24 protein-coding genes and 1 other RNA gene are annotated in these 23,676 nt (G+C 44.7%); 9 read left to right on the top strand and 16 right to left on the bottom strand.

The annotated features are described in order from the left end of the window. Positions 1-58: 58 nt before the first annotated feature. From AAA946_RS03645 to AAA946_RS03625, 5 genes are all read right to left on the bottom strand, one after another. Complete coding sequence (locus AAA946_RS03645; RefSeq protein WP_338163660.1) at positions 59-1,618, bottom strand: AbgT family transporter; 1,560 nt, start codon at positions 1,616-1,618, stop codon at positions 59-61. Between the two features lie 403 nt (positions 1,619-2,021). Continuing rightward, entirely contained in the window at positions 2,022-2,432 is a 411-nt protein-coding gene (locus AAA946_RS03640; protein WP_338163659.1) for a type IV pilus modification PilV family protein, read from the bottom strand. Beyond that, positions 2,422-3,690 carry a hypothetical protein gene (locus AAA946_RS03635; protein ID WP_338163658.1) on the bottom strand — a complete coding sequence of 423 codons (1,269 nt, stop codon included), beginning with the start codon at positions 3,688-3,690 and terminating at the stop codon, positions 2,422-2,424. Before AAA946_RS03635 ends, AAA946_RS03640 begins: the two co-directional genes overlap by 11 nt. Next, entirely contained in the window at positions 3,687-4,295 is a 609-nt protein-coding gene (locus AAA946_RS03630; protein ID WP_338163657.1) for a PilW family protein, read from the bottom strand. The genes AAA946_RS03635 and AAA946_RS03630 overlap by 4 nt, the downstream gene beginning before the upstream one ends. 1 nt (position 4,296) lies before the next feature. Beyond that, on the bottom strand, positions 4,297-4,809 hold the full coding sequence (locus AAA946_RS03625) for a GspH/FimT family pseudopilin (RefSeq protein WP_338163656.1): 513 nt from the start codon (positions 4,807-4,809) through the stop codon (positions 4,297-4,299). A gap of 114 nt (positions 4,810-4,923) precedes the next feature. On the opposite strand from AAA946_RS03625, the gene AAA946_RS03620 reads away from it, so the two are divergent. Beyond that, positions 4,924-5,340 (top strand): type IV pilin protein, encoded by a 417-nt coding sequence (locus tag AAA946_RS03620; RefSeq protein WP_338163655.1) that lies wholly within the window; start codon positions 4,924-4,926, stop codon positions 5,338-5,340. Positions 5,341-5,432: 92 nt separating this feature from the next. Here the strand turns inward: AAA946_RS03620 and dnaJ are convergent, their stop codons facing one another. The 4 genes from dnaJ to grpE form a co-directional block, all read right to left on the bottom strand. Continuing rightward, complete coding sequence (dnaJ, locus tag AAA946_RS03615; protein ID WP_338163654.1) at positions 5,433-6,575, bottom strand: molecular chaperone DnaJ; 1,143 nt, start codon at positions 6,573-6,575, stop codon at positions 5,433-5,435. A 357-nt stretch (positions 6,576-6,932) separates the two neighbouring features. After that, complete coding sequence (dnaK, locus tag AAA946_RS03610) at positions 6,933-8,846, bottom strand: molecular chaperone DnaK (RefSeq protein WP_103881154.1); 1,914 nt, start codon at positions 8,844-8,846, stop codon at positions 6,933-6,935. Positions 8,847-9,129: 283 nt separating this feature from the next. Next, the gene (locus AAA946_RS03605; RefSeq protein ID WP_338163653.1) at positions 9,130-10,410 is read right to left on the bottom strand and encodes a dicarboxylate/amino acid:cation symporter; all 1,281 of its coding nucleotides are present in this window, start codon (positions 10,408-10,410) and stop codon (positions 9,130-9,132) included. A 273-nt stretch (positions 10,411-10,683) separates the two neighbouring features. After that, positions 10,684-11,292 (bottom strand): nucleotide exchange factor GrpE, encoded by a 609-nt coding sequence (grpE, locus tag AAA946_RS03600; RefSeq protein WP_042500822.1) that lies wholly within the window; start codon positions 11,290-11,292, stop codon positions 10,684-10,686. 155 nt (positions 11,293-11,447) lie between these two features. On the opposite strand from grpE, the gene nadK reads away from it, so the two are divergent. The 3 genes from nadK (at position 11,448) to bamE (ending at position 14,702) form a co-directional block, all read left to right on the top strand. Continuing rightward, complete coding sequence (nadK, locus tag AAA946_RS03595; protein WP_338163652.1) at positions 11,448-12,332, top strand: NAD(+) kinase; 885 nt, start codon at positions 11,448-11,450, stop codon at positions 12,330-12,332. A 176-nt stretch (positions 12,333-12,508) separates the two neighbouring features. Then, positions 12,509-14,173, top strand: coding sequence for a DNA repair protein RecN (recN, locus tag AAA946_RS03590; protein WP_338163651.1), 1,665 nt, complete (start codon positions 12,509-12,511; stop codon positions 14,171-14,173). A gap of 169 nt (positions 14,174-14,342) precedes the next feature. Continuing rightward, a complete protein-coding gene (bamE, locus tag AAA946_RS03585; RefSeq protein WP_112478609.1) occupies positions 14,343-14,702 on the top strand; it encodes an outer membrane protein assembly factor BamE in 360 nt (119 codons plus the stop codon). A 63-nt stretch (positions 14,703-14,765) separates the two neighbouring features. On the opposite strand, the gene AAA946_RS03580 is transcribed toward bamE, so the two are convergent. Both AAA946_RS03580 and AAA946_RS03575 read right to left on the bottom strand, forming a co-directional pair. Beyond that, a complete protein-coding gene (locus tag AAA946_RS03580) occupies positions 14,766-15,128 on the bottom strand; it encodes an RnfH family protein (RefSeq protein WP_338163650.1) in 363 nt (120 codons plus the stop codon). Continuing rightward, positions 15,118-15,558, bottom strand: a complete 441-nt coding sequence (locus tag AAA946_RS03575) for an SRPBCC family protein (protein WP_338163649.1) — start codon at positions 15,556-15,558, stop codon at positions 15,118-15,120. Before AAA946_RS03575 ends, AAA946_RS03580 begins: the two co-directional genes overlap by 11 nt. A 175-nt stretch (positions 15,559-15,733) precedes the next feature. On the opposite strand from AAA946_RS03575, the gene smpB reads away from it, so the two are divergent. The 3 genes from smpB to AAA946_RS03560 all read left to right on the top strand — a co-directional run bounded on the left by smpB (position 15,734) and on the right by AAA946_RS03560 (position 18,061). Further along, a complete protein-coding gene (gene smpB / locus AAA946_RS03570) occupies positions 15,734-16,219 on the top strand; it encodes an SsrA-binding protein SmpB (RefSeq protein WP_112460957.1) in 486 nt (161 codons plus the stop codon). Between the two features lie 68 nt (positions 16,220-16,287). Then, positions 16,288-16,654: a transfer-messenger RNA gene (ssrA, locus tag AAA946_RS03565) on the top strand. Positions 16,655-16,819: 165 nt separating this feature from the next. Next, complete coding sequence (locus tag AAA946_RS03560) at positions 16,820-18,061, top strand: integrase domain-containing protein (RefSeq protein ID WP_338163648.1); 1,242 nt, start codon at positions 16,820-16,822, stop codon at positions 18,059-18,061. A 293-nt stretch (positions 18,062-18,354) separates the two neighbouring features. Here AAA946_RS03560 and AAA946_RS03555 read toward each other — a convergent pair whose 3' ends face one another. Continuing rightward, the gene (locus tag AAA946_RS03555; protein WP_338163647.1) at positions 18,355-18,951 is read right to left on the bottom strand and encodes a tyrosine-type recombinase/integrase; all 597 of its coding nucleotides are present in this window, start codon (positions 18,949-18,951) and stop codon (positions 18,355-18,357) included. A gap of 274 nt (positions 18,952-19,225) precedes the next feature. On the opposite strand from AAA946_RS03555, the gene AAA946_RS03550 reads away from it, so the two are divergent. Beyond that, complete coding sequence (locus tag AAA946_RS03550; RefSeq protein ID WP_338163646.1) at positions 19,226-20,314, top strand: hypothetical protein; 1,089 nt, start codon at positions 19,226-19,228, stop codon at positions 20,312-20,314. 414 nt (positions 20,315-20,728) lie between these two features. On the opposite strand, the gene AAA946_RS03545 is transcribed toward AAA946_RS03550, so the two are convergent. Next, the gene (locus AAA946_RS03545) at positions 20,729-21,295 is read right to left on the bottom strand and encodes a recombinase family protein (protein WP_338163645.1); all 567 of its coding nucleotides are present in this window, start codon (positions 21,293-21,295) and stop codon (positions 20,729-20,731) included. A 154-nt stretch (positions 21,296-21,449) separates the two neighbouring features. Next, entirely contained in the window at positions 21,450-21,635 is a 186-nt protein-coding gene (locus tag AAA946_RS03540; RefSeq protein WP_338163644.1) for a hypothetical protein, read from the bottom strand. Positions 21,636-22,217: 582 nt separating this feature from the next. Between AAA946_RS03540 and AAA946_RS03535 the strand changes: the two genes are divergently transcribed. After that, complete coding sequence (locus AAA946_RS03535) at positions 22,218-22,724, top strand: hypothetical protein (protein WP_338163643.1); 507 nt, start codon at positions 22,218-22,220, stop codon at positions 22,722-22,724. 134 nt (positions 22,725-22,858) lie between these two features. On the opposite strand, the gene AAA946_RS03530 is transcribed toward AAA946_RS03535, so the two are convergent. Beyond that, entirely contained in the window at positions 22,859-23,017 is a 159-nt protein-coding gene (locus tag AAA946_RS03530; RefSeq protein ID WP_338163642.1) for a hypothetical protein, read from the bottom strand. Between the two features lie 65 nt (positions 23,018-23,082). Then, positions 23,083-23,610 (bottom strand): type IV toxin-antitoxin system AbiEi family antitoxin, encoded by a 528-nt coding sequence (gene abiEi, locus AAA946_RS03525; protein WP_338163641.1) that lies wholly within the window; start codon positions 23,608-23,610, stop codon positions 23,083-23,085. Positions 23,611-23,676: the final 66 nt, after the last annotated feature.

The raw sequence follows: 23,676 nt of genomic DNA, 5'->3' as shown, positions 1-23,676 counted from the left end.
GAAAACAAAAAGCCCGCCTAGGCAATCTGCCTGGCGGGCTTTTTTGATATCTTTTAGCTTACATAGTGTAAGTGTATGGCGCTTGGATACCTAGTGGGATACCTAGAGCCCAGTAAGCTAGCAAGAAGATAGTCCAACCAATCAGCATAGCGATTGAGAATGGCATCATTAGAGAAGCTAGCGTACCGATACCTGTAGACTTCACGTAGCGTTGGCAGTAAACCACAACCAGCGGGAAGAATACCATCAGTGGAGAGATGATGTTCGATACAGAGTCACCAACACGGTAAGCCGCTTGAGATAGCTCAGGAGAGATACCAACCGCCATTAGCATTGGAACTAGGATTGGACCAATCAGTGCCCATTTCGCTGATGCAGAGCCAACCAGTAGGTTAACAAATGCAGTCAGTAGAATCATACCAACGATAGTCGCCTGACCTGGTAGGTTCATCGCTTTCAGACCTTCAGCACCGTAGAGCGCCAGCATAGTACCAATGTTTGACTGACCAAATGCAGATAGGAACTGTGCACAGAAGAACGACATTACGATGTATGCACCCATCGTTGCCATTGTGTCTGACATCGCTTTGATGACATCGTTGCTAGTCTTGAACGTACCCGCTACACGGCCGTATACGTAGCCTGGGATGATGAACAGAATGAAGATCAATGGAACGATAGACTTCATTAGCGGTGCAGAGAACGCAGTAATCTCACCTTCTGGAGAACGAAGCGCTGATGTCTCTGGAATGATCGCAGCAACAAGCAATGCGATACCCGCCATCATTGACCAACCTGCTGCGCGGAACGCTTTTGATTCTGTCTCTGTGAACGTACCTAGATCTGGTGCTTCTTCAGCATCTTCATCAACAGGTGTGTTTACTAGGCGTGGCTCAATGATTTTCTCTGTTACATACCAACCGATAGCAACAATGATCACTGAAGATAGACCAGTGAAGAAGATGTTTGCTAGTGGGTTAACGATGTATTCAGGGTCAAGAACCTGAGCAGAAGTTTGCGTGAAACCTGCTAGTAGTGGATCGATACCTGAAGGGATAAAGTTTGCAGAGAAACCACCTGATACACCAGCAAACGCTGCTGCGATACCCGCTAGTGGGTGACGACCTGCTGCGTGGAAGATGATGCCACCTAGAGGAATAACCAGAACGTAGCCTGCATCCGCTGCTGTGTGCGATACGATCGCAACAAGAATCAGCATAGGTGTTAGCAGTTTCGCTGGCGTGAAGTTCAGCATCTTCTTAAGGCCAGTTGTGATGAAGCCTGAAGAGTCAGCCACACCTACACCTAGCATCGCAACCAGTACGATACCCAGTGGAGCAAAGCCTGTGAACGTCGTAACCATGTTAGCAAGGAAACTTGCTAGCGCTTCACCCGTTAGAAGGTTAGTCACTTCTAGAGGTGTACCGGTACGTGGGTTAATCAGATCGAAACTGACATTAGATAAAAGTGCTGATGCAACCCAAACAATAACGAGTGCCCAGAAAAACAGAATAGCAGGATCTGGGATCTTATTACCCGCTTTCTCAATAAAGTTTAAAAAGCGATCCATTCCAGTCGGCTTTGGAGCAGGCGCTTGATTAATCGATTGGTTACTCATGGTAACTCCGTGTGTGTGATGTTGTTATTTGTGAATCTCAAGGCAAGTTTCACTGTGACATAAAATCTGCGTGACTATTTTATTTAAAAAAGATGAAAAGAGTAGATAATTCGGAACTTTTTCCATATTTGTAGACTTATTTTGCAAAAAACACCGATTAACATAACATTTAACCAACACAAAAATGCACAATTGCAAAACAATTATCTAACTAGCACGTAAAACACCCGATAATATAAAGATAGCTTATAAATAGGGCGCAATCGAAAAGGGAGAAGCACTACAGCAGCGCTGCATAGGTAGGCGTGTTTCTGTATTGGCTTATGATTCAGAGGATTAACAGCAGGGAAAGAGCGTGTAAATATTTAACAAATCAAGCGTGGGCTTTGAGACGCTTTGGCGGCTAATCAAACTCGCTATAACGTGAGATCTGAGTTTTCAAACTTAGACGTCGCGACTCACCTAACCGGTCTGTCCAATCGACATCCACTTCAACCGTTTTGACATTACCTTCCATAGAGGTGCTGGGAACGCGCCAGCTAAGAACATATGGAGGATGATTTTCGGAGCCTGTTACGATGTCAGTATCAAAGTCGGCCACTACCATATCGGAATGGGCACTATCCGCGCCACGGGTTCGAAACCACTCGAGCTTCGCTTCCGCCAACCCTAAGGCTTGAATGCTGTTGTACGCATAGTTTGAACGCTGCTCAATATACGCTTGCATCTTCACCAAACCAAGCGCTCCAACACCAACTAGACAAATGGCAATCATAACTTCAACAAGACTAAAACCACGTTGCTTAGAAATCACGCCAGGCTCCTTTTTTCCAGGTGTAAGCTCCTTTCAGGAAAGTTGGACGATAGCCAGCATTGAAGTTAAGGTTCATATCACCAACCAGCGTTGATCTACCGCCCTTAGTATCAATGATCAAGCCACCATTTGGTGCGCTAGAATAGAACTGAACACCGACCGTATCATTAGTAATGTACGGTTTGTAAACAGTTTCAGTGTCTCGCTTTTTCTGCCAAAAATTCTTGATAGAAGAGGAAACTGACTTATCCGTTGAATCTACTTTATGATAAACAAGACCATTAAAAGCAAATGCTCCAAACAAAGCAAAGGCTCCATTCTCAATAACCAGCATCTGCCCTTGAGTTCCTGTTTCATTAACTGCACCTGAAATCTCACAGTTTCCCACAAGCCAAAGACCGAGTTTTTCAGTACTGCTAAAGTGATTGCTAATCAATGTCCCGCAATCGCTTCCAGAAACGACTTTCTTAACAAACATCTCGGAATTGCCAGATATTGTCGCAACATTCTGTTTGTTTCCCGAAACACCAAATAACTCTCTAAACAGGTCCATTTTTGTATCGGGTAAAAAGTCCTTCGCAAATGCTGGAGACCCCATAGGGTTTGAAGCATCTATAGATACCGCAGCACTATCTTTACCTAGCGCCGTCACGTAATCATCGTGGCAGTTCTTGTCAGCGTTTAAAGACGATGTCGAATAACCGTACTCGAGCTGGTCAAACCCCTGAACAGAATCATACCTAAAGGTAAAGGAATCAGAAAACCGGACGCTAGTACATTCGTACTTTTCCTCAAGCTCACCCGCTACCTTAGCACCAACACTTGGGGTTATAGTAACCGTTCCTACCATCTCCAAATCACCGCTAACTTGGATGGCCCCTTTAGGTTGACTCACACCATTAACCATTGCTCGAGTAAGTGTGCTTGTATTTGATGTCGCAGTGAGGACATAGTCAGTGCCTTTCGAAACCACCAAGGAGATATTTCCTCGATTTGCTATACATCCAGCTGTGAAGTCTTCTGGTCGACTTGCCGTATCTTCAAGAACATCTACACCTTCCCCTGAAGATCGAAGGTACCCTAGCGTACACTCTAATAATCCTTCCGCTTTCCAATAGTTTTTACGCGACTCTACCTCATTCTGAGCTCGCTTGATCTCATACAGGGAGGTCTTATAAGCCCCCATTGTCACCACAAGCGCAACAACCAGTAGTAAGCTTGTGGTCATTAAAGCAATAACGCCGCTCTGCTTTTTCATTGGCCATTCCTCACCATGAACTGACGTGTTAACGAGCTGAATATACTAGGGTTGCCTCTTAGTTCTGCATCGATGGTTAGATTGATATATTGGTGGGTGGCGCTATTACTCCCTACCGTATTCGTCACCAAAGAAAAATCGTTTACTTTAATAAGGTTAGGTTCAAAAATGGACGTGCAACCTGTCGAGTTAGAGAATGCGGTCGTTTTCGTTCCAGTCGAAATGCTCGTTTTAGCTCGGCAAATTGACAATTTCCCAGCCTCTTCTGAGAACTGCCACACAACATTCTCAATCGGTGCTTCTCCCCTATCATCTCGATACGCATACTGCGCCACCGCCCCGCTCTGAGACACATAAATGGTAGTGCTCGCTCCAAAAGGCACCCAGCTGTTGCTTTCCTCACCATTGTAACCAGCACGGAGCATGTCGTTTTGGATACGGCGTGCCGTCGTTGCGAGGGCTTGGTTGAGAAGTAACAGTTGAGAGCGATCTGAGGCGTGGTTTTGCACCGATACATACAAAGAGCCCACAAGAGAAATCGCCATAATGCCAGCCGCCGATGCCACCAGCATTTCGATGATAGTAATGCCTTTCTGACGCTTCATCCTAGCAACCCCCTAACCCATATTCACCACCACTTTGACAAACTCGAACCCTCCCCGATGCTGCATCACTGACAATCTTGGCGAGTTTTTCACTGCGGGGATAAGGTTTAATCGTGATGTTGCCTGGTGCGCGCGCTGCGCCAGTAATGTGATCAATTTTGAGCTGTTCACCATTAAAATTAAGCTCAATAGTCGTGCCATCAAATGGCGCTCCGGACATAGTGAATAGCCGCGTTACATTGCTATCAGACAGACTATCTTTGTTGGCAACCACCGCCGTCCAATTACCATCAGATGCACCATCGGGTAAGCCTTCAAAGTGCAGCCACAATGGTTCGTTACGTAATATCGCTTCTGCTTGTGTTTGAACGATTACACCATATAGTTCAAGAGCCGCACGCTTGACTTTATTCGACTTGGAGACATCGGTGAACGTCGGTGCCATCGCCATCAGGACGATGCCCGAGATCAGGACAGTGATGATCAATTCCAAAAACGTAAAGCCGCGAACCATTTCCCAAAATCCTATGAAACTGGTAACAAACAAACCTATCTACTTGCGTTAATCCTAGCAGCAGAGAACACTAGAAAAGTCTTTTAAAATAGTCGGTTGGATTGACTTAAAATAATGAAATGCAAACAAGGCGGGAGCAGACAAAGAGGTTTGACGTTGATCGAATTATTGATCACGTTAGCCATACTCGGCATTCTGACTTCTGTGGCCTACCCAAACTACACGCAACAAGTGCGAGAAAGTCATCGAATGATTGCGCTGGGTGATTTACTGGAAATGCAGTTGGAACTCGAACGCACCTATAGCAGTGGCTACAACTTTGCGTCTGTCATTTCTGGAGGAAGTTGTACTGTGTGTGAGTCGCAGGTCAACCGCTATCAATTTGAAGTCGTGAGCAGCGCTGGCGCCGCCTATACCATTAAAGCTATCGCGCAGACGACCACCCGCCAATCTGACGATAGCTGCCTTGAGGCGGATAAAACCATGAGCTTGACGTCCAATGGCGATGTGACGCCATTGGCGTGCTGGTAACGCAGAGTATCGAAATAGCATCAGCTAAAAAAGCAATCGGCCCGCGATAACGTTCATTATCGCGGGCCGATTTAATTTAGATTTGCGAGCGTTTAGCTAGTTAAATCATCGAAGAACTTCTTCACACCATTGAAGAAACCTTCTGATTTTGGCTTATGCGTGTTCGCCGCATCGCCGCCACATGACTCTTCAAACTCGTGCAAAAGTTCTTTCTGACGTGCGCTTAGTTTCACTGGCGTTTCGACCACAAGCTTCACGATTAGGTCACCCACACCGCCACCACGAACGCCTTTCACGCCTTTACCACGCATACGGAACATGCGACCAGTTTGCGTTTCTTCTGGCACTTTCAGGCTGACACGGCCGTCTAGCGTTGGAACTTCTACTTCGCCGCCCAGAGCAGCTTGAGCAAAGCTCACTGGCACTTCACAGTACAGGTTGTTGCCTTCACGCTCAAAGATGTGGTGCTCTTTTACGTGTACTTGTACATACAAGTCACCTGCTGGTGCACCATGCTCGCCCGCTTCACCTTCGCCAGATAGACGAATGCGATCGCCTGTATCCACGCCAGCAGGGATCTTAACATTAAGCGTCTTAGTCTTCTGTACGCGACCTTGACCATGACAGCTGTTACATGGGTCTTTAATGATCTTACCGGTACCGCTACAGGTTGGACAGGTTTGCTGAACCGCAAAGAAGCCTTGGCGCATTTGAACTTGGCCATGACCATGACAGGTGCCACAGGTTTGTGGTGAAGAACCTTTCTTCGAGCCAGAGCCGTCACACGTCTCACACTCAACCAGCGTTGGGACTTCAATCTCTTTAGAAATACCGCGAACCGCTTCTTCTAGCGTTAGCTCCATGTTGTAGCGCAAGTCTGCACCACGCTGTGCACGATGACCACCGCCGCCACGACGACCGCCACCAAAGATATCACCAAATACGTCACCGAAGATGTCACCGAAATCAGCACCGCCGCCGCCGAAGCCGCCGCCACCCATGCCACCTTGTTCAAAGGCTGCGTGACCGTATTGGTCGTAGGCTGCTTTCTTCTGAGGCTCAGTTAGGATCTCGTACGCTTCTTTTACTTCTTTAAACTTCTCAGCTGCTGCTTCATCACCTTGGTTTCTATCTGGGTGATACTTCATCGCAAGACGCTTATACGCCTTCTTGATGTCGCGCTCTGATGCGTCACGATCAACGCCTAATACTTCGTAAAAATCACGTTTTGACATATTGCTTGTTACCAATTACTTCGACAAACAGCCCGACGCTGTTTGGGGATTGTATCGTTCTAGATAAAGATTTTGGTCCTTGGTCCTTGGTCCTTGGTCCTTGGTCCTTGGTCCTTGGTCCTTGGTCCTTGGTCCTTGGAGGTAGTTTCCTTATCTAGAGCGACAATGTTTACAAATTTGCGGGCGTAAAGGTTACCCCAAACGCCCGCAACAATCACTTTTCGAGAACCCAGAAGAGAGAATTCTCTAAGCTAGAAGGCTCAAGCTCAAGGAGATGCTGCGAAGTTTACCTATTCTTCAAAGAGAAGGGCAAATGAGCATCATCGACGCCGAGATTGGGTCTTCTAGCGACGAGAATTATTTTTTCTCGTCTTTTACTTCTTCGAACTCAGCATCAACAACATCGTCGTCTTGCTTAGGCTGTTCGCCAGCTTCAGCGCCAGCACCTTGTGCTTGAGCTTGCTGCTGTGCGATTTCCATTAGCTTCTGAGCTGCTGCCATTAGCGCTTGAACTTTCGCGTCAATCGCTTCTTTGTCTTCACCTTTGCGAGCTTCTTCTAGCTCAGTGATTGCAGCTTCGATCTTCTCTTTCTCTTCTGCAGGTAGCGCTTCACCAGCTTCTTCTACTTGCTTACGAGTACCGTGAATCATTTGGTCAGCTTGGTTACGTGCAGTTGCTAGCTCTTCGAACTTCTTGTCCGCTTCTTTGTTAGCTTCTGCTTCTTGTACCATTTTCTCGATGTCTTCATCGCTCAGACCGCCAGACGCTTGGATAGTGATCTTCTGCTCTTTACCCGTCGACTTGTCTTTCGCAGATACGTGCAGGATACCATCCGCATCTAGGTCGAAAGTCACTTCGATTTGAGGCATACCACGAGGTGCAGCTTGAATGCCTTCTAGGTTGAATTGACCTAGAGACTTGTTGTACATCGCTTGCTTACGCTCACCTTGAAGAACATGGATAGTTACCGCGTTCTGGTTGTCTTCTGCTGTAGAGAAAACTTGGTTCGCTTTCGTTGGGATAGTTGTGTTCTTCTCAACTAGCTTAGTCATTACGCCGCCCATTGTCTCGATACCTAGAGACAGAGGAGTAACGTCTAGTAGAAGTACGTCTTTAACATCACCCGCTAGTACACCACCTTGAACTGCAGCACCCATTGCTACTGCTTCATCTGGGTTCACGTCACGGCGAGCTTCTTTACCGAAGAACTCAGCCACTTTCGCTTGAACCATAGGCATACGAGTTTGACCACCAACTAGGATTACGTCGTTGATGTCGCTTACTGATAGATCAGCATCTGCTAGAGCAACTTTTAGTGGCTCAAGAGAACGTTGTACTAGGTCTTCAACTAGAGATTCTAGTTTCGCACGAGTCACTTTTACGTTCATGTGCTTAGGACCAGTTGCATCTGCAGTCACGTACGGTAGGTTTACGTCAGTTTGAGAAGTAGAAGAAAGCTCGATTTTCGCTTTTTCTGCTGCTTCTTTAACACGCTGCATTGCTAGAGGGTCGTTCTTAAGATCGATGCCTTGCTCTTTCTTGAACTCTTCAACTAAGTAGTTGATCATGCGGTTATCGAAGTCTTCACCACCAAGGTGCGTGTCACCGTTAGTTGCTAGAACTTCAAATGTTTTCTCGCCTTCAACTTCGTCAATCTCGATGATAGAGATATCGAATGTACCACCACCAAGGTCGTAAACTGCGATAGTGCGGTCGCCGCCTTTCTTGTCTAGACCGTAAGCAAGTGCTGCTGCTGTTGGTTCGTTGATGATACGTTTAACTTCTAGACCTGCGATACGACCAGCATCTTTCGTTGCTTGACGCTGTGCATCGTTAAAGTAAGCAGGAACTGTGATAACTGCGCCAGTGACTTCCTCACCTAGGAAGTCTTCTGCAGTTTTCTTCATTTTCTTAAGTACTTCAGCAGATACTTGAGGAGCAGCCATTTGCTGGCCTTTTGCTTCTACCCATGCATCACCGTTGTCAGCCTTAACGATTTTGTAAGGCATGATTTCGATGTCACGCTGAACTTCTTCGTCTTCAAAACGACGACCGATAAGACGCTTAATAGCAAATAGCGTGTTCTCTGGGTTTGTAACTGCTTGACGTTTTGCAGGTTGACCAACTAGCGTCTCGCCGTCTGTGTATGCGATAACCGATGCGGTTGTGCGCTCACCTTCAGCATTTTCGATTACGCGTGGTTTGTCGCCGTCTAGAACAGCAACACAAGAGTTAGTAGTACCTAAGTCAATACCAATGATTTTACCCATCAGGCTATCTCCGAATAATTCTATTGTTTCGTTTGCTGCCTCAGTGTGAGGCTGAGAGCCGACAAAAATTGTCCGCTCGCAATAGGTTTGTTTTCTGTATGACCCATAGATAAGGGCGTCAAAATGCTTTTCAAGGGAAAAAGTGAAAAAAGTTTAAGTTTTTTCTGTTGTCATTGAGCATCTGAACATCATTTGTACCCAATGCCTAACGTTGTAATTGTTTGAAAAATAAAAAACGGAGCCACAATTGGCTCCGTTTATCATCGAGAGAAACTATTTTTAATTACGCACGGCTTTGGGCAAGCACTGCGTCAGCTTCTTGCTCTGCTGGCTCACCAATTTCACCTTCGCTACCAGCAACAATTGTGTTTACTGCGGTATCACCAACCACGTTTGAGCTAGTACAGAACATATCGTTGATACGGTCAACTGCAGCAACAATGGCTAGACCTTCTGGTGGCAAGCCTAGTTGGTGCAGGATAACACCAATCATCACTACGCCGCCGCCTGGAACACCACCAGCACCAATTGACAGTAGAAGTACCGTAAAGCCTAGAGTAAACAAATCGCCCATTTGGATAGGCTGACCAAAGGCATTAGCGATGAAGATAGCCGCAATTGCGATGTAGATAGACGCACCGGCCATGTTCATAGTCGCACCTAGTGGTACACCAAAACCTGCTACAGATTTAGACACACCAATCTTGTCTGTCAAAGTACGCATCGTCACAGGAATCGTCGCGTTAGAGCTTGCTGTTGATAGTGAAAATAGAACTTGCTCACGAGTTGCACGAATGAACTGTGCTGGCGTCATTTTTGTCGTCGCGCCAACCATAAGTGGGTAAACCACAAAGATCCACAGAACAAGAATACCTACTACTAGTGCCACATAACCCGCTACCGATGCTAGCGTGTTAGCATCAAGCGTTGCACCAAGTTGAATCATCAGTGCGAATACACCGTAAGGCGCTAGGCTCATTACAAGACCAATCAGCTTCATCATCACGTCATTCGCTACTTTGAATGCGTTGATAGCAGGGCCACCTTTTTTGTCCAGAGCTTGGATAGCTAGACCTGTCAGAATCGCCATAAAGATGATTTGTAGCATGTCACCGTTAGCAAACGCCTGAATTGGGTTGCTCGGTACAATGTTAGTGATCATTGAGAAAATATCTGGCGTCGTCGTTGATGTGATTGCCACAGCCTCCGCAACAGTACCGCCTAAGTTAGCACCCGCACCCGGCTGAACGACCATGCCGATGGCAAGTGCAAAAGTAATCGCGATGACAGTATTGAGAATATAAAGCGCAAAGGTTTTGCCGCCAAGACGACCGAAAGAGTTGATGTCTTTAAGCTCTACGATACCGCAAACGATAGAAACGTATACCAAAGGTACAACGAGTAGTTTGATTAATGAGACGAACATGCCGCCCACGCCTTCTGCAAAACCAAGTAGATACTGGTCAAAAAGGCTAACACCTGCGAAAAGGTATTGGATAGCTGTACCAATCAAAAGACCAGCAAATAGACCTACAAAGATCTTTTGGGATAGTGATTTATTCATTCATAAACTCCAGAATGTTGTGTTTAGTCCCTGCATTTTTATAGTTATTTGCTTTCTTATTTATAGAAAGCTCAGGGGATATTACAGATCTGAAGTCAAAATGAAAGCATAAATTTTACATTTCCCTATCCAAATTTTAAAGTTTATAACTCCGTATTTTTAGAAAAAACCAGAATAATAAACCAAAAAAAATGAAGCCAATAAGGCTTCATTTTATAGAATAGGCAAATTCTCTGGGATAAACCTCTAGTGTCAACCCCAAGAAATAATCTGCTACTTTGACACCATTACCATGGCAGGACGGATAACACGGCCATTTAGCTCGTAACCCTTTTGCATAACAAACATGACGGTATTTGGCTCATGATCGGCACTTTCCTGAATAGACATTGCTTGGTGCTGCTCAGGGTTGAATGCTTCACCTTCTGGATTGATCTCTTTCAGACCAAACTTAGCAACCACATCAACAAACGTCTTATGCGTCATCTCAACACCTTCAACGATCGGTTTTACCGCTTCGTTTTCAGCATCTGCTGCCGCGATAGCACGCTCTAGGTTGTCAATCACTGGTAGCAATTCTTCAGCAAATTTGTTCAGTGCGTACTTACGAGCTTTATCGATTTCTTGTTCTGTGCGACGACGCATGTTTTCAACGTCTGCTTTCGCACGCAGAACAGAATCTTGCTGCTCTTTCACTTTTGCTTCGCTAGACAGAAGGGCTGCTTCTAGTTGTGCAATCTTAGCTTCTTGAATGTCTTGCTCGGATTCTTCGTTCCATTCCACGTCAGCGTCAGAACCTACCACCTCTGCATCTTCCTGTTTTGCTTCCGCTTCTTGGGTGTTTAGCTCTTCTTGATTTACCTTGTTTTCTTCGTTGCTCATGGTCTCTCCGGAATACTCGCTTCAAGGCAATGCATAATACGACTCACCCACAATTCTTAGGAACTAAATCGCACCAAACACTGCATATATACATACTTTGGGTATATTATGGGGATGAAGATTTGTGATTCAAGCACTAATAGTTTGGAAGTGATATGAAAAAACCCTTTGAGGTGATCGCCATCATAGGTAAACCTCGAGCCCAGCAAGCGATTCAAACCCATAAAGAGCTGTTTTTGTGGCTAACCTCACAAGGCTACAAAGTTCTTGTGGATGATCGGCTCATCGATATTCTTGTCGATATCCCAAGACAACACTTTTTCAGCCTTGTCCGCATCGGTCGCGAAGCTGACTTAGCGATTGTCGTTGGTGGCGATGGCAATATGCTTGGCGCGGCACGCGTGTTGTCTCGCTTCGATGTCGCGGTGATTGGTGTTAATCGCGGTAACTTAGGCTTTCTGACCGATCTTAACCCAGAAGGATTTGAAACAGCGCTCGAGTCGGTATTGAATGGTGAGTATCTCGAAGAAAAACGTTTCCTATTAGAAGCGGAAATTCATCGACATGGTCAAATCAAAAGTCACAACGCCGCGCTCAATGAAGCCGTACTTCACCCTGGCCAAGTCGCTCATATGATTGAGTTCGAAGTGTACATTGATGACTCTTTTGCCTTCAGTCTGCGCTCCGATGGTCTTATTGTATCGACCCCGACTGGCTCAACCGCCTATTCTCTCTCTGGTGGCGGTCCGATTTTATCATCACAACTGAATGCCATCTCCTTGGTACCTATGTTTCCACATACATTATCCAGCCGCCCATTAGTTGTAGATGGCAACTGTCGCATCAAACTGGTGGTATCACCTGACAATCGTGGCACTCAAGAAGTGAGCTGTGATGGACAAATCTCTCTTCCAGTATCTCCAGGTGACGAGATCCACATTTATCAAAGCCCAAATGTGCTCAAACTGATTCACCCTAAAGACTACAGTTACTACCACGTACTCAGAAACAAACTGGGATGGTCTAGCAAACTGTTTTAAGTTAATCATATAGATAGCCTCAATATAACCATTGGGGCTTTTTTGTCTTCAACGCTCAAAAAACTGACAACAGTGCGTCATGTCACATAAAATTTTACCTGTATAACTTTACTGTATAAAGAAACAGTATATACTGAATTTACATACAGTAGTGTTCATTTAAACAGGTAATAAAAATGCTGTCTCATCTAAGTGTTAATAATTTTGCTATCGTAAAATCGCTGCAGTTAGAGCTATGTACAGGTATGACAACCATCACTGGCGAAACAGGTGCAGGTAAATCCATTGCTATCGATGCGCTTGGCCTGTGTTTGGGTGGCCGTGCTGATGCTGGTGCCGTGCGCGCTGGTGAAGACAAAACCGAAGTCACTGCCGCTTTTGCAATTGAGAACAACCAGCAAGCGACACGCTGGCTTGAAGACAATGACCTGTTTGATGGCACTGAATGCATTTTACGCCGCACCATTACCAAAGAAGGCCGTTCGCGCGCCTTTATCAACGGCAGCCCAGTTCCACTATCACAACTGAAGTCGCTCGGTCAGTTACTCATTAACATTCATGGACAGCACGCTCATCATCAGCTAATGAAAAGCGACTATCAGTTAAGCCTGCTTGATCAGTATGCCGGTCATACAACTCTCCTAAAGCAAGTACGCTCAAAGTACCAAACCTGGCGCAGTGCAGATATCACCCTAAGCCAGCTTAAAGAGAACAGTGCCAACAACCTAGCTCAGCTTCAACTTCTCGAGTATCAAATCAAAGAGCTCAATGAACTCGCCATTGGCGAAGAGGAGTTTCCGGAGCTTGAACAAGAGCACAAACGTCTATCTAACAGCGGTGAGCTCGCGGTCACTTGCCAACAAGCCATCGACATTATTTACGAAGGTGACGAGGTTAATGCCCTTGCTATGCTGCAAACAGCCAGCAGCAAACTTCTGCAACTTGCTGAACTCGATTCTAGCCTGTCACCACTTCCGAACATGATTGAAGAAGCCATCATTCAAATCGAAGAAGCCAATACCGAGCTGCGCAATTACCTCGACAAGATTGACGTTGATCCAGAACGCATGGCCTATGTGGAAGAGCGTTTTTCAAAAATCATGTCGCTGGCACGTAAACATCATGTGATGCCAGAAGAGCTTTACCAACATCATCAAGATCTATTGGCACAGATCGACGCACTTGACTGCTCAGATGAAAGAATGTCTGAAATGGAACAAGAAGTCGCCGCTCACTTCGACGCCTATGTACGAGCCAGTGAAAAGCTGAATAAGTCTCGAGGTCGTTACGCCAAAGAGCTGAACAAACTGATTTCCCAAAGCATGCACGAACTCAGCATGGAAAAAGCCAAGTTCGCCATTGATGTCTCATTCCAGTCTGATCACCCTTCCCCGACAGGCATGGACAACGTGGTGTTCTTAGTCTCTACCAACCCAGGTCAACCAATGCAGCCAATCGCCAAAGTTGCCTCGGGTGGTGAGCTGTCGCGGATCTCGTTGGCTATCCAAGTGATCACTGCGCAAAAAGTCGATACCCCAAGTCTCATCTTCGATGAAGTCGATGTGGGTATCAGCGGACCTACTGCCGCAGTGGTGGGTAAAATGCTACGTAAGCTGGGTGAATCGACACAAGTACTGTGTGTGACTCACTTGCCGCAGGTGGCTGGTCATGGCCATCAGCAACTGTTTGTTACCAAAACAACGAAAGCCAACAAAACCGAGACCAGCATGCTGACTCTGAACGAGCAAGAGCGTATCAGTGAACTTGCTCGCCTACTTGGTGGCAGCCAAATCACCGACTCAACACTGGCTAATGCTAAAGAACTACTGATCGCAGCGTGATTACACTGTGATGAGATAGTTCCCTTGTAAGCCAAGATTAACCGAGGATTGTTGCTTAACTCATAAAACCGAGCTTGAGCGACAATCTTACGCAGACAAGTTTTTACTTCTGGCTCATCCTTGTTTATTATCTTTGCAGTTTCACAAATCGACGTTGTAAATTAAAGCTATGCAATTTAAGAAGTGGTTACTTGCACTGCCACTAGCACTCAGTGTGCTGACAGGATGTTCAGTAATAGAAAAAATCGTTTATCGCATTGATATCAACCAAGGCAACTTCGTTGAACAGAGTGCGGTGGACCAGCTGCGTTATGGCATGACCAAAGAGCAAGTTCGCTTCGTCCTTGGCTCGCCAATGTTAATTGAAAACGGCTACCCGAATACTTGGTATTACATCTACCATGCGACTAAGGGGCACGACGATTCTGTTCAGCAGAATCTCATCGTCAACTTTGATGGTAACGGTGTATTGGCGTCTATCGCTGGCGATTATGAAGCAAGTGATAACTTCTTCGACGCCCTCAACTAACCCGTTGAAAATGTAAAAAGCTCGCCTAGGCGAGCTTTTTTGTGTCTTTTGGAAAGCGTTGTGTTAGTTTGACTCAGCAGTCTTTCTTAACGGAGAAGGTTTTCCACCAGTCACTGGATCGGCTTTACCCGCGTTTTTAGCCTGCTCAGCACGTTTTCGCCTGATCTCTTTAGGATCGGCGAGCAGAGGACGATAAATCTCTATACGGTCTTTATCTCTTACTGTCGCATCCAACTTTACGTTGCGGCTAAACACACCCACCTTGTTGACCGACAAGTCTATTTCAGGATAGACAGACAATACGCCCGACTTTTGGATGATCTCTTCAACAGTTGACTCGTGATTAACCACTAACTGAAAAACGCGCTGTTCATTAGGTAAGGCGTAAACCACCTCTACATGAATAAGCTGGTTATCAGCACTCATAGGTGTAGACCTCTTTGGCACGCTTAGTGAACGCGTTCACCATATTGCTAGTGACATCGTGGAAAATTTTTCCAAATGCCAGTTCAATCATTTTACTTGAGAATTCAAACTCAAGCTTCAGCTCAACTTTACAGGCCTGGTCATCCAGTGGAATAAAAGACCAAACGCCCTTAAGCATTTTAAATGGACCGTCCACCAGCTCCATTAAAATCTCGCTTCCATGCACCAAAGTATTCGCAGTGGTAAATGTTTTACTGATCCCTGCCTTAGAAACGTCTACCGACGCAACCATCGCTGAATTCGTTGTCTCTAGTACACGCGAACCTGAACAGCCCGGCAAAAAATCAGGATAACTGGCGACATCATTAACCAAGTTAAACATTTGATCAGCACTAAACATCACGAGTGCTGAGCGAGTCACTTGTTGCATAAAAACTCCCCAAACTAAAAGGTTGCCTCCGATTCTACTGTTAAGCAGCTGTTAGCTCAAGTAGCACGCTCACACCCTATGAGAATCAGGACGTAACGCAAGCTCACACAAAACAAAACGTTGGCAAATAAAACCCTTCCCTAAACGCAAAAACTCGCCGTATAATGACGCCATTATGGTAAAGAAGAATTCAAAGAATAAAGCGGGTAGCAATACCATCGCTCAGAACAAGAAAGCTCGCCACGAATTTCACATTCAAGACGAGATCGAAGCTGGTATCGAGCTGCAAGGCTGGGAAGTAAAATCCCTACGCTCAGGCAAAGCGAATATCGCTGAGAGCTACGTTTTCCTACGTGATGGCCAAGCTTACATCAGCGGCATGTCAATCATTCCGCTTAACCAAGCATCAACTCACATTGTTGCCGAGCCAACACGCGTGCGTAAACTGCTTTTGCACCGCCGCGAGCTGGACAAGCTTATCGGTCTCGTTAACCGTGACGGCATGACGCTTGTTGCAACAACTATGTATTGGTCTCGCTCTTGGGCTAAGATCAAAGTAGGCGTCGCGAAAGGTAAAAAGCTTCACGACAAACGTGCTGATTTGAAAGAAAAAGATTGGGCACGTGATAAAGCGCGAATCATGAAGAGTAATTTGCGCTAAAACTGACCAGTTAAACTCCGCAGTGCTAGACAGGCTAAGCTTTTCTGGTAACATGCGAAGAACACTTTGGGGCTGATTTAGGATTCGACAGGAATTTTGCAGTCTGAGGTGCATGCCGTGGGGCGGTTGGCCACGTAAAAAGCCGCAAAAAAATAGTCGCAAACGACGAAAACTACGCACTAGCAGCTTAATAACCTGCTCAGAGCTCTCTCGCCCTAGCTTCCGCACGTAAGACGGGGACCAACGAGAGATCAAACCCAAACGCGCTAGCCCGGATTTTCCCACCTGAGAGATGAACGGCGAATTATAATTCAGGTTAGCCATTAACTAGCGTGTCGGTTCGCAGGTTGGTGGTGAATTTAAAGATCGACTAAGCATGTAGTACCAATGATGAATGGTTTTTGGACGCGGGTTCAACTCCCGCCAGCTCCACCAATTCAATGAATTAAGACGTCCTAGGGCGTCTTTTTTTATGCCTGCCGTCAATAAAAATCAATGACTTAGCGTATTTTAGTGTTTTTTAACATCCAATAACTTCTTTGCATTATGGGTACACACGTGGGTACACTATCTAAAGTTCGTTAATTTGGTGTACCCATTATGGCAAAAACTACAACAAGACTGACCGACAAGGAAATCAAAGCCGCCAAGCCGCAAGAGAAGGAATACAATCTTTTTGATGGTGATGGCCTTCGCTTGAGAGTGAAGCCTAACGGCTCCAAACATTGGATTCTAAACTACTACCGCCCCAATAGCCGAAAGCGTGCTAATTTGAGCTTAGGTAAATATCCAGACCTTCCCTTAGCAAAAGCTCGAAAAGCGACAATGGAAGCCAAAGAACTTTTGGCAGAAGGCATCGACCCGCAGGAAAAGCGTAAACAAGAACAGCAAGAACACAAGGCAATCCAACAGCACACTTTCTTTAATGTCGCTAACGAATGGTTTGAGATTAAAAAAGGGGATGTGACCGCAGACTACGCCGTTGATATCTGGCGCTCTCTAGAGCTGCACATCTTCGCTCGCTTAGGAGAAATACCAGTACGAGAAATCACAGCACCTCAAGTGATTGAACTGCTTAAACCTATCGAAGCAAAAGGCAGCTTGGAGACCGTAAAACGCCTAGCTCAACGCCTAAACGAAATCATGAACTTTGCCACCAACTGTGGCCTCATCCATGCCAACCCACTAACGGGAATTAAAGCCGCCTTCAAAAAACCTAAGAAAGAGAACATGGCTGCGCTCACTCCAACTGAGCTTCCTGAGCTCATGTCAGCCATTGCTAACGCCAGTATCAAACGTACCACACGATGTTTGATAGAGTGGCAGTTACACACCATGACACGCCCTAGTGAAGCTTCCGGCGCTCGTTGGGATGAGATTGACCTAGATGAAAAGGTATGGGTAATCCCAGCGGAACGAATGAAAAAGCGCAGAGAGCATCGTATCCCTTTAACAGAGCAAGCGCTTGAACTGTTAGAGGTCATGAGGCCAATTAGCGGCAATCGTGCTTATGTCTTCCCGTCAGACCGCGACCCAAAAAAGCCATGCAATAGCCAAACCGCCAATATGGCTCTAAAGCGCATGGGTTTTGCAGGCCGACTTGTAAGTCATGGTTTGCGTTCGCTTGCGAGTACGACACTCAATGAACAAGGGTTTGAAGCTGACTTAATTGAAGCGGCACTCGCTCACGTTGATGATAACCAAGTCCGCAGTGCTTACAACCGAACTGACTATCTAGAGCGCCGCCGCCCGATGATGTATTGGTGGAGTGGTCATATTGAAGAAGCAAGCAAGGGGAAACTGTCGATAACGGGAACGCTTGGCTTAAAGTCTGCAATTTAGATACAAGCCACCTCAATGCAGGTGGCTACTCCACCAGCAAACTTTTGGACAGAAGTTCTCTACATCCCTTCATTTCTAACATACCCATATAGCCGTCATCCTCACGAAAGTGAGGATCTCTTACCGCGTGTAGGTAACTGAAAAAATTCGACTAAGTCACGTAAATTCACTTCGCGACGCGCGGAATGAGATCCCCTTTTTCAAGGGGATGACCGTAATTTTTTAGGATGGTGTGAAACACAAAATGGGGCACAGGCTTTTCAGACGCGAAGAAAAGCCTGTAGAGGTGTTTATCAGCAGTCTGTTTTCTCAGAGAGCCTCAGAGCGTCTTCTAGCTCAACACCAAGGTATCGAATAGTGTTATCTACCTTCGAATGTCCAAGTAGGATCTGAACCGCCCTAATGTTTTTCGTTCTGGCATAGATCAAAGTAGCTTTAGTTCGACGCATGGAGTGAGTTCCATAATAGTCAGCATTCAATCCAAGTTTCGCTGCCCAGTTTCTGATAATTGAGCGATAGAATGAGTAGCTGATAGGTTGCCCTGAACGTCGGTTACTCGGAAATAGAAAACTACTTGCCTCTAGGGATGCTGCATAGATCCATCGGCTAATACTTTGCTGTGTTCTCGGAGTAATCTCATAATGGACATCGGTCCCCGTTTTTTGCTGGATGCACTGAACCCTTTCATAGATCACTCCTTGAGAAGAAACATCGTAAACGTGTAGCTTTAGCAAGTCACTAGCTCTCAACTTGCTATCTATGGCTAAGTTCAATAACGCGAGCTGCATAAAATTGTTTTCAATCTCTAGCCTAGTTCTGATTCGCCAGATCTCTTCGAGCTTAAATGGTCTTTTGACACCACTGCATTTCCCAGAAGATAGCTTTCTCATTTTGACCTCCTCCAAATATTGTTGGTCAACATGAAGTTTGGCAGTCACATTTATTAGGTGTCAGGAAGAGCTGAAACATCGGCTCTAGGAAATCTGGCAGCGGATTCAACTCAAATTACCTCTCAAAACCACCCCAACTAATAGCTTTATCAATAATCGCGACTTCGGTTCCAATTTTACTACCCTGCGCAAGATTATTCAGAGCGGTGTCCTAGTCTCTCCCGTGACAATAGGAGGGCTCTGACAAAGCCTTTAGGCAAAAGAGAGGGATGTTATGAAAAACTTACACCGGACACACTGCTTAGCAGTAGCGCTCGCTCCACTAGCAGTGTTTAGTCACACAATATCTGCCAGCGAAATATTCACCACTCATGATGATGGTACGGCTTTAGGTATCGTAGATGCCAATTCCGGTCAGGGAGCGAATATCGGTCCATTTGGTTCTAATCAGACCTGGGCAGCTGCTTTTGACCCCAACGACACTCTGTATACCATCACTAATGGATTTTCTGGCGCTGGAGCTACCCTTGCCATTGTCGATGAAAATACTGCAACCATTACACCTGTGGGTTCCGTAGGTACCAATATGATTAGCCTTGAAGTCACTTGTGAAGGTGTAATGTATGGAGTGGGGTACAACGACAGGGTTCTGTATGAAATCGACCAGAACACCGGCAACACGACGGCCATTGGTAATACAGCGATAGCCAGCACCATGGACTTGGCTCTCGACAGTAACGGAGCGTTATGGGCAACCGTTGGTAATCGATTATGGACGTTGGATACTAACACGGGTGCATCCACCCCAATGACCACTATTACGGGAGTTGCATCAGGCTCGGTTATGGGCATCATGTTTGATTCCAACGATAATCTATATGCAACAGCCTATGTCAGCGACTCTCCACTCTATCTGATTGACGTCGGTACGGGCGCCGCAACACCTGTGGGTAATACAGGTTTTACCCGCCCTCACGGTGGTGACTTCCGACCCGATTGCATCATAGCGGTGGATATCGATATCAAGCCCGATAGCAATGTCAATCCGGTTAATCACAAGAGTAAGGGTAAGATCCCAGTGGCCGTTCTTACCACAGATACTTTCGATGCCGCTGCCGTAGACCCAACGACGGTGACCTTTGGTCCAGATGGTGCCACTCCCGCGCATGGCGGTCACATGGAAGACGTCGACCTTGATGGTGACTTAGATCTGATACTTCATTTTAAAACGCAAGATACCGGTATTCAGTGTGGTGATACCCAGGCAATACTTAACGGTAAAACCTATGAAGACCGAACCATCGAAGGTGTTGACCTTATCCACACGGTTGCTTGCAAAGACTATATGGCTGAAGACGAATAACCAAAAAATCTATTCGATGTCTCCAGAACAACCAGTGCTTCATCTTGGTGGAGTGCTGGTTAGTCCATTAAAAGCCATGTTTTCGTACACTTCGCTGTACATTCACGATCAGATTCATCGACACTGTCTGCAATTTAATCAAAACTACCGGTGAAACCGGTAGTATGATGAAAGCCCCTAGAAGCATAGGTATCTACACAAATTGGTTGCAAGTTGAACAATCAGATAAGCGAACGGAACTGATCTAAAGATCAGCGATCAACAGAGTTAACTTTCATTTCCTTAGTATTGATGATGACTCTTTGAACAACACCAATTGCCGTGTATCCGTGAATCAACCCACCCCTAAAGTTTGACGGAGAAGTGCGCTAGCTCGGAATGGGGCAAAAGTTTGTTAGCCCTTGCCCTATCACCTCATTTATTCCAATGCCTTTTGACCGTCGCAATACCCAAACCAAGTACCTCCGCGACTTTAGACTGCGACAAACCTTCAGATTTTTTTGCCAGAACAGAATCCGTAGTAGCCTGAGCTACTGGTCTTCCAAGTTTTTTGCCCTCTGCTTTCGCTCGTTCTAACCCTTCTTTGGTTCGCTCCCTGATTCTATTGCGCTCAAATTCAGCAAACGCCGAGAACATTTGAAGCATCAGCTTACCTTCAGCGCTCGACAAATCTGCAACAGGTAAGTCTAAGCAAACCACTTTTACTCCCCTGTCTCCTAACATGGTAATCGTCTTTTGAACATCAATGTTATCGCGCCCTAAACGGTCTAGCTTTAAAACCACCAGCATATCGCCAGATTCAAGCTGAAGCTCCACCAGCATTTTAAATTTGTCTCGCTTCATCGCCTCAACTGAGCCAGATACTGTTTCAGATACTACTCGTGATTCAATAACCTCATATCCTCGCTGTCGGATAGCTATTATCTGGTTTTCCGTGGACTGCTCTGTTGTCGATACTCGACAATATGAAAAAATCCGCATTCAGTATTTTCCTTGTTCAAAACTGGCATCAAATAACCTAGTATCAATAAATATAAGTATCATTTATTGATTGTGCTAGTTTTTTGATACCTTTTGAGATATAAAAAAGCTGGTATCAACATACGACTGTTTGTTAATACCATTAAGAGTCACTCTAAAATGGATTGAATGTAAGGTTGCTATCTTCAATCTTTCTCTTTGATGACTTATAGCGATTACAGCCATACAAACCAGGAACACGGCTCTCTTTAACCTGAATAACTTGTTTACTGCTTTGAGAACCTCTCAAAGCTTCTTTTCTATTTGTTTTATTTAAAGATAATGTTTGACCTTTATACATAATAAACATTCCAATATACGTAACAGTTAATATATACAAATAAGTATCAAATAAAATTCAAATAGTAAAGCATTTAATTCTGCCGCCAACAAATTAAATAATCAAACTAAACAGTATCTACATTTAGCAATATTGATCAGTTAATAAAATAAGATCAGCACATGACACATTTAGGATCCAATTTTATATTTAATAATTTTATTTTTTGTGTTATAACTTTATAACCGTTATAACTATTATAAAGTTATAATTAAATATAAGGAGTGACTGAAAAATTTGCATTCTATTAAAGAAATAAGCAGCCGATCGAGATAAATTTCTTCTGCCAAACTTGGCACATCGACTGTCAATGTTGGCACATTCACTGCCAAGTTTGGCAAAGGTAGAGTGCGACCTAAAATTGAGCCTGTTTTTACACCGCACTCATGCTGTGCAAAAATTAACCATTAAGAGGGATGCCGAAAATATTAATTTTTCTCAGACGGCAGGAACAAGCTTACACTTATCTGTAAAACTCTTTAGAATACATTAAGACAAATTATCCAGCCTTTAATTCAATATATTAACTTACGGTAACCATGAATGTTAGAAAAGATAAGTCATCTTGAAATTGGAGAACCACAAAAGTTTCTCAACTTTTGTGAAATTGTATCTTGCATAATAAAACATTGTGGTAAAAATAGTGCCACTAGTTATACCTTGCTTAAAACCATACGGGAAGCGACTCTATTAAGCACACCATGTAAAATGTTAAATGGCAGTAACAAAAACAATGCTGCACTCATTAGCCCTGAGGCTTTAGCCATAAAAGAAGCAGGAAAAGAGTCAAACAATTTAATTTTAGAACATGGTGTTCCTGTAAAAGTCATTATGGATAAAATACAGGAATACAACGAACCAACTCCTGTAGACATTGCAATTATCATTCAAAGCATGAGTGCTCTTGCTGTCATCACCAAAGAAGAAGGTAAATACATGAGTAAGCTTGGAATAAAATCAAAAATGCCAGACGACTGGGATAAACAAAACAAATGGATACGTTATGAACGCGCTAATATACAGCTTATTCCAAACCCATATAAAAGATAAGCTATAGCGATTAACGTATTAAAAGTCATCACCTTAAATCAAATACTCCTCTAGCTGTTAGAATGATCATAATATTAAACGGAATAATCTATCAGCTAGCTTGGAGAAAAATTGTTGAGCAGATATGGAAATTGCTATTCTGTATCACCTAGCTTACTAAGCGAAAAACTACCATCATCATTCTTAGTCCAAATCACTTTGTCACCATCCTTCCATTCTAGTTCTTTCAGGTATTCATCAGGAATTTCAAAGTAGTGCTCACCTTTATCATTAACTTTGATCGTAACTTTCATTGAATTAACCTCTACTCAAGAATTTGAGCTTTTTTACCAAGCTCACTAAAGTTGCAACATGAACGTTAGTAGCTTTCTGGCAACAAATGTAAATTTCGTCCGACACGTCGCAAATCTCGGATTGCTGCATCCTGTGTTGCAACACGAAGCGGTCTTTCTGAACGGTAAATACTATTCAGAATATCGGATACTGAGCGCTTGGTGTGCGTAATCTCTATCACTCCATAAGACGTTTTGTACTCTCCTTTGCACCCTGTGCTCATGATAGTAAGCCGATCTATCGGGATCTGACTAATCACGCCATATTCTGACAAAGCACTTTCGAGACTGATATAATTATACTCACCTCGTCGGAGTGCTTTTACTATGTATTCGATTGTATCTACACTCTTCGTTTTGGAAGATAGGCAGTATACATATACTCCCCGAACCACTCGCTCTAAGACACCTGCATTGAGGAGCCTTTTAAGACCTGCGTTAAAAGCCCTTTCACTATCTTCAATGAACAGCTTTCTCAAATCACCATGACGATAGACATAGTGACCTTTCATATCAAATTCATGTAAACGCTTAATTGCTGACTGTAACTTCATAACTCAAGTGGACACCTATTACATTTAAATATCGTATTTATCGATACTTGGTTGGTAGATACCGAG

Origin of the sequence: Vibrio sp. 10N, assembly GCF_036245475.1 — a bacterium.
In the GTDB taxonomy this organism is placed as follows: domain Bacteria; phylum Pseudomonadota; class Gammaproteobacteria; order Enterobacterales; family Vibrionaceae; genus Vibrio.
Note: the sequence above shows the minus strand (reverse complement) of the source record. Positions and strands in the feature narration are given on the sequence as shown.

What these genes read in the sequence shown, in the direction of transcription:
- AAA946_RS03580 (WP_338163650.1), bottom strand. Translation starts at nt 15,128, where the DNA reads ATGAGTGCTGATAACCAGCTTATTCATGTAGAGGTGGTTTACGCCTTA.
- AAA946_RS03625 (WP_338163656.1), bottom strand. Translation starts at nt 4,809, where the DNA reads ATGGTTCGCGGCTTTACGTTTTTGGAATTGATCATCACTGTCCTGATC.
- AAA946_RS03560 (WP_338163648.1), top strand. Translation starts at nt 16,820, where the DNA reads ATGGCAAAAACTACAACAAGACTGACCGACAAGGAAATCAAAGCCGCC.
- AAA946_RS03550 (WP_338163646.1), top strand. Translation starts at nt 19,226, where the DNA reads ATGAAAAACTTACACCGGACACACTGCTTAGCAGTAGCGCTCGCTCCA.
- abiEi (WP_338163641.1), bottom strand. Translation starts at nt 23,610, where the DNA reads ATGAAGTTACAGTCAGCAATTAAGCGTTTACATGAATTTGATATGAAA.
- nadK (WP_338163652.1), top strand. Translation starts at nt 11,448, where the DNA reads ATGAAAAAACCCTTTGAGGTGATCGCCATCATAGGTAAACCTCGAGCC.
- AAA946_RS03545 (WP_338163645.1), bottom strand. Translation starts at nt 21,295, where the DNA reads ATGCGGATTTTTTCATATTGTCGAGTATCGACAACAGAGCAGTCCACG.
- bamE (WP_112478609.1), top strand. Translation starts at nt 14,343, where the DNA reads ATGCAATTTAAGAAGTGGTTACTTGCACTGCCACTAGCACTCAGTGTG.
- AAA946_RS03630 (WP_338163657.1), bottom strand. Translation starts at nt 4,295, where the DNA reads ATGAAGCGTCAGAAAGGCATTACTATCATCGAAATGCTGGTGGCATCG.
- dnaJ (WP_338163654.1), bottom strand. Translation starts at nt 6,575, where the DNA reads ATGTCAAAACGTGATTTTTACGAAGTATTAGGCGTTGATCGTGACGCA.
- AAA946_RS03535 (WP_338163643.1), top strand. Translation starts at nt 22,218, where the DNA reads ATGTTAGAAAAGATAAGTCATCTTGAAATTGGAGAACCACAAAAGTTT.
- AAA946_RS03575 (WP_338163649.1), bottom strand. Translation starts at nt 15,558, where the DNA reads ATGCAACAAGTGACTCGCTCAGCACTCGTGATGTTTAGTGCTGATCAA.
- grpE (WP_042500822.1), bottom strand. Translation starts at nt 11,292, where the DNA reads ATGAGCAACGAAGAAAACAAGGTAAATCAAGAAGAGCTAAACACCCAA.
- AAA946_RS03620 (WP_338163655.1), top strand. Translation starts at nt 4,924, where the DNA reads ATGAAATGCAAACAAGGCGGGAGCAGACAAAGAGGTTTGACGTTGATC.
- smpB (WP_112460957.1), top strand. Translation starts at nt 15,734, where the DNA reads ATGGTAAAGAAGAATTCAAAGAATAAAGCGGGTAGCAATACCATCGCT.
- AAA946_RS03605 (WP_338163653.1), bottom strand. Translation starts at nt 10,410, where the DNA reads ATGAATAAATCACTATCCCAAAAGATCTTTGTAGGTCTATTTGCTGGT.
- dnaK (WP_103881154.1), bottom strand. Translation starts at nt 8,846, where the DNA reads ATGGGTAAAATCATTGGTATTGACTTAGGTACTACTAACTCTTGTGTT.
- AAA946_RS03635 (WP_338163658.1), bottom strand. Translation starts at nt 3,690, where the DNA reads ATGAAAAAGCAGAGCGGCGTTATTGCTTTAATGACCACAAGCTTACTA.
- AAA946_RS03530 (WP_338163642.1), bottom strand. Translation starts at nt 23,017, where the DNA reads ATGAAAGTTACGATCAAAGTTAATGATAAAGGTGAGCACTACTTTGAA.
- recN (WP_338163651.1), top strand. Translation starts at nt 12,509, where the DNA reads ATGCTGTCTCATCTAAGTGTTAATAATTTTGCTATCGTAAAATCGCTG.
- AAA946_RS03540 (WP_338163644.1), bottom strand. Translation starts at nt 21,635, where the DNA reads ATGTATAAAGGTCAAACATTATCTTTAAATAAAACAAATAGAAAAGAA.
- AAA946_RS03555 (WP_338163647.1), bottom strand. Translation starts at nt 18,951, where the DNA reads ATGAGAAAGCTATCTTCTGGGAAATGCAGTGGTGTCAAAAGACCATTT.
- AAA946_RS03645 (WP_338163660.1), bottom strand. Translation starts at nt 1,618, where the DNA reads ATGAGTAACCAATCGATTAATCAAGCGCCTGCTCCAAAGCCGACTGGA.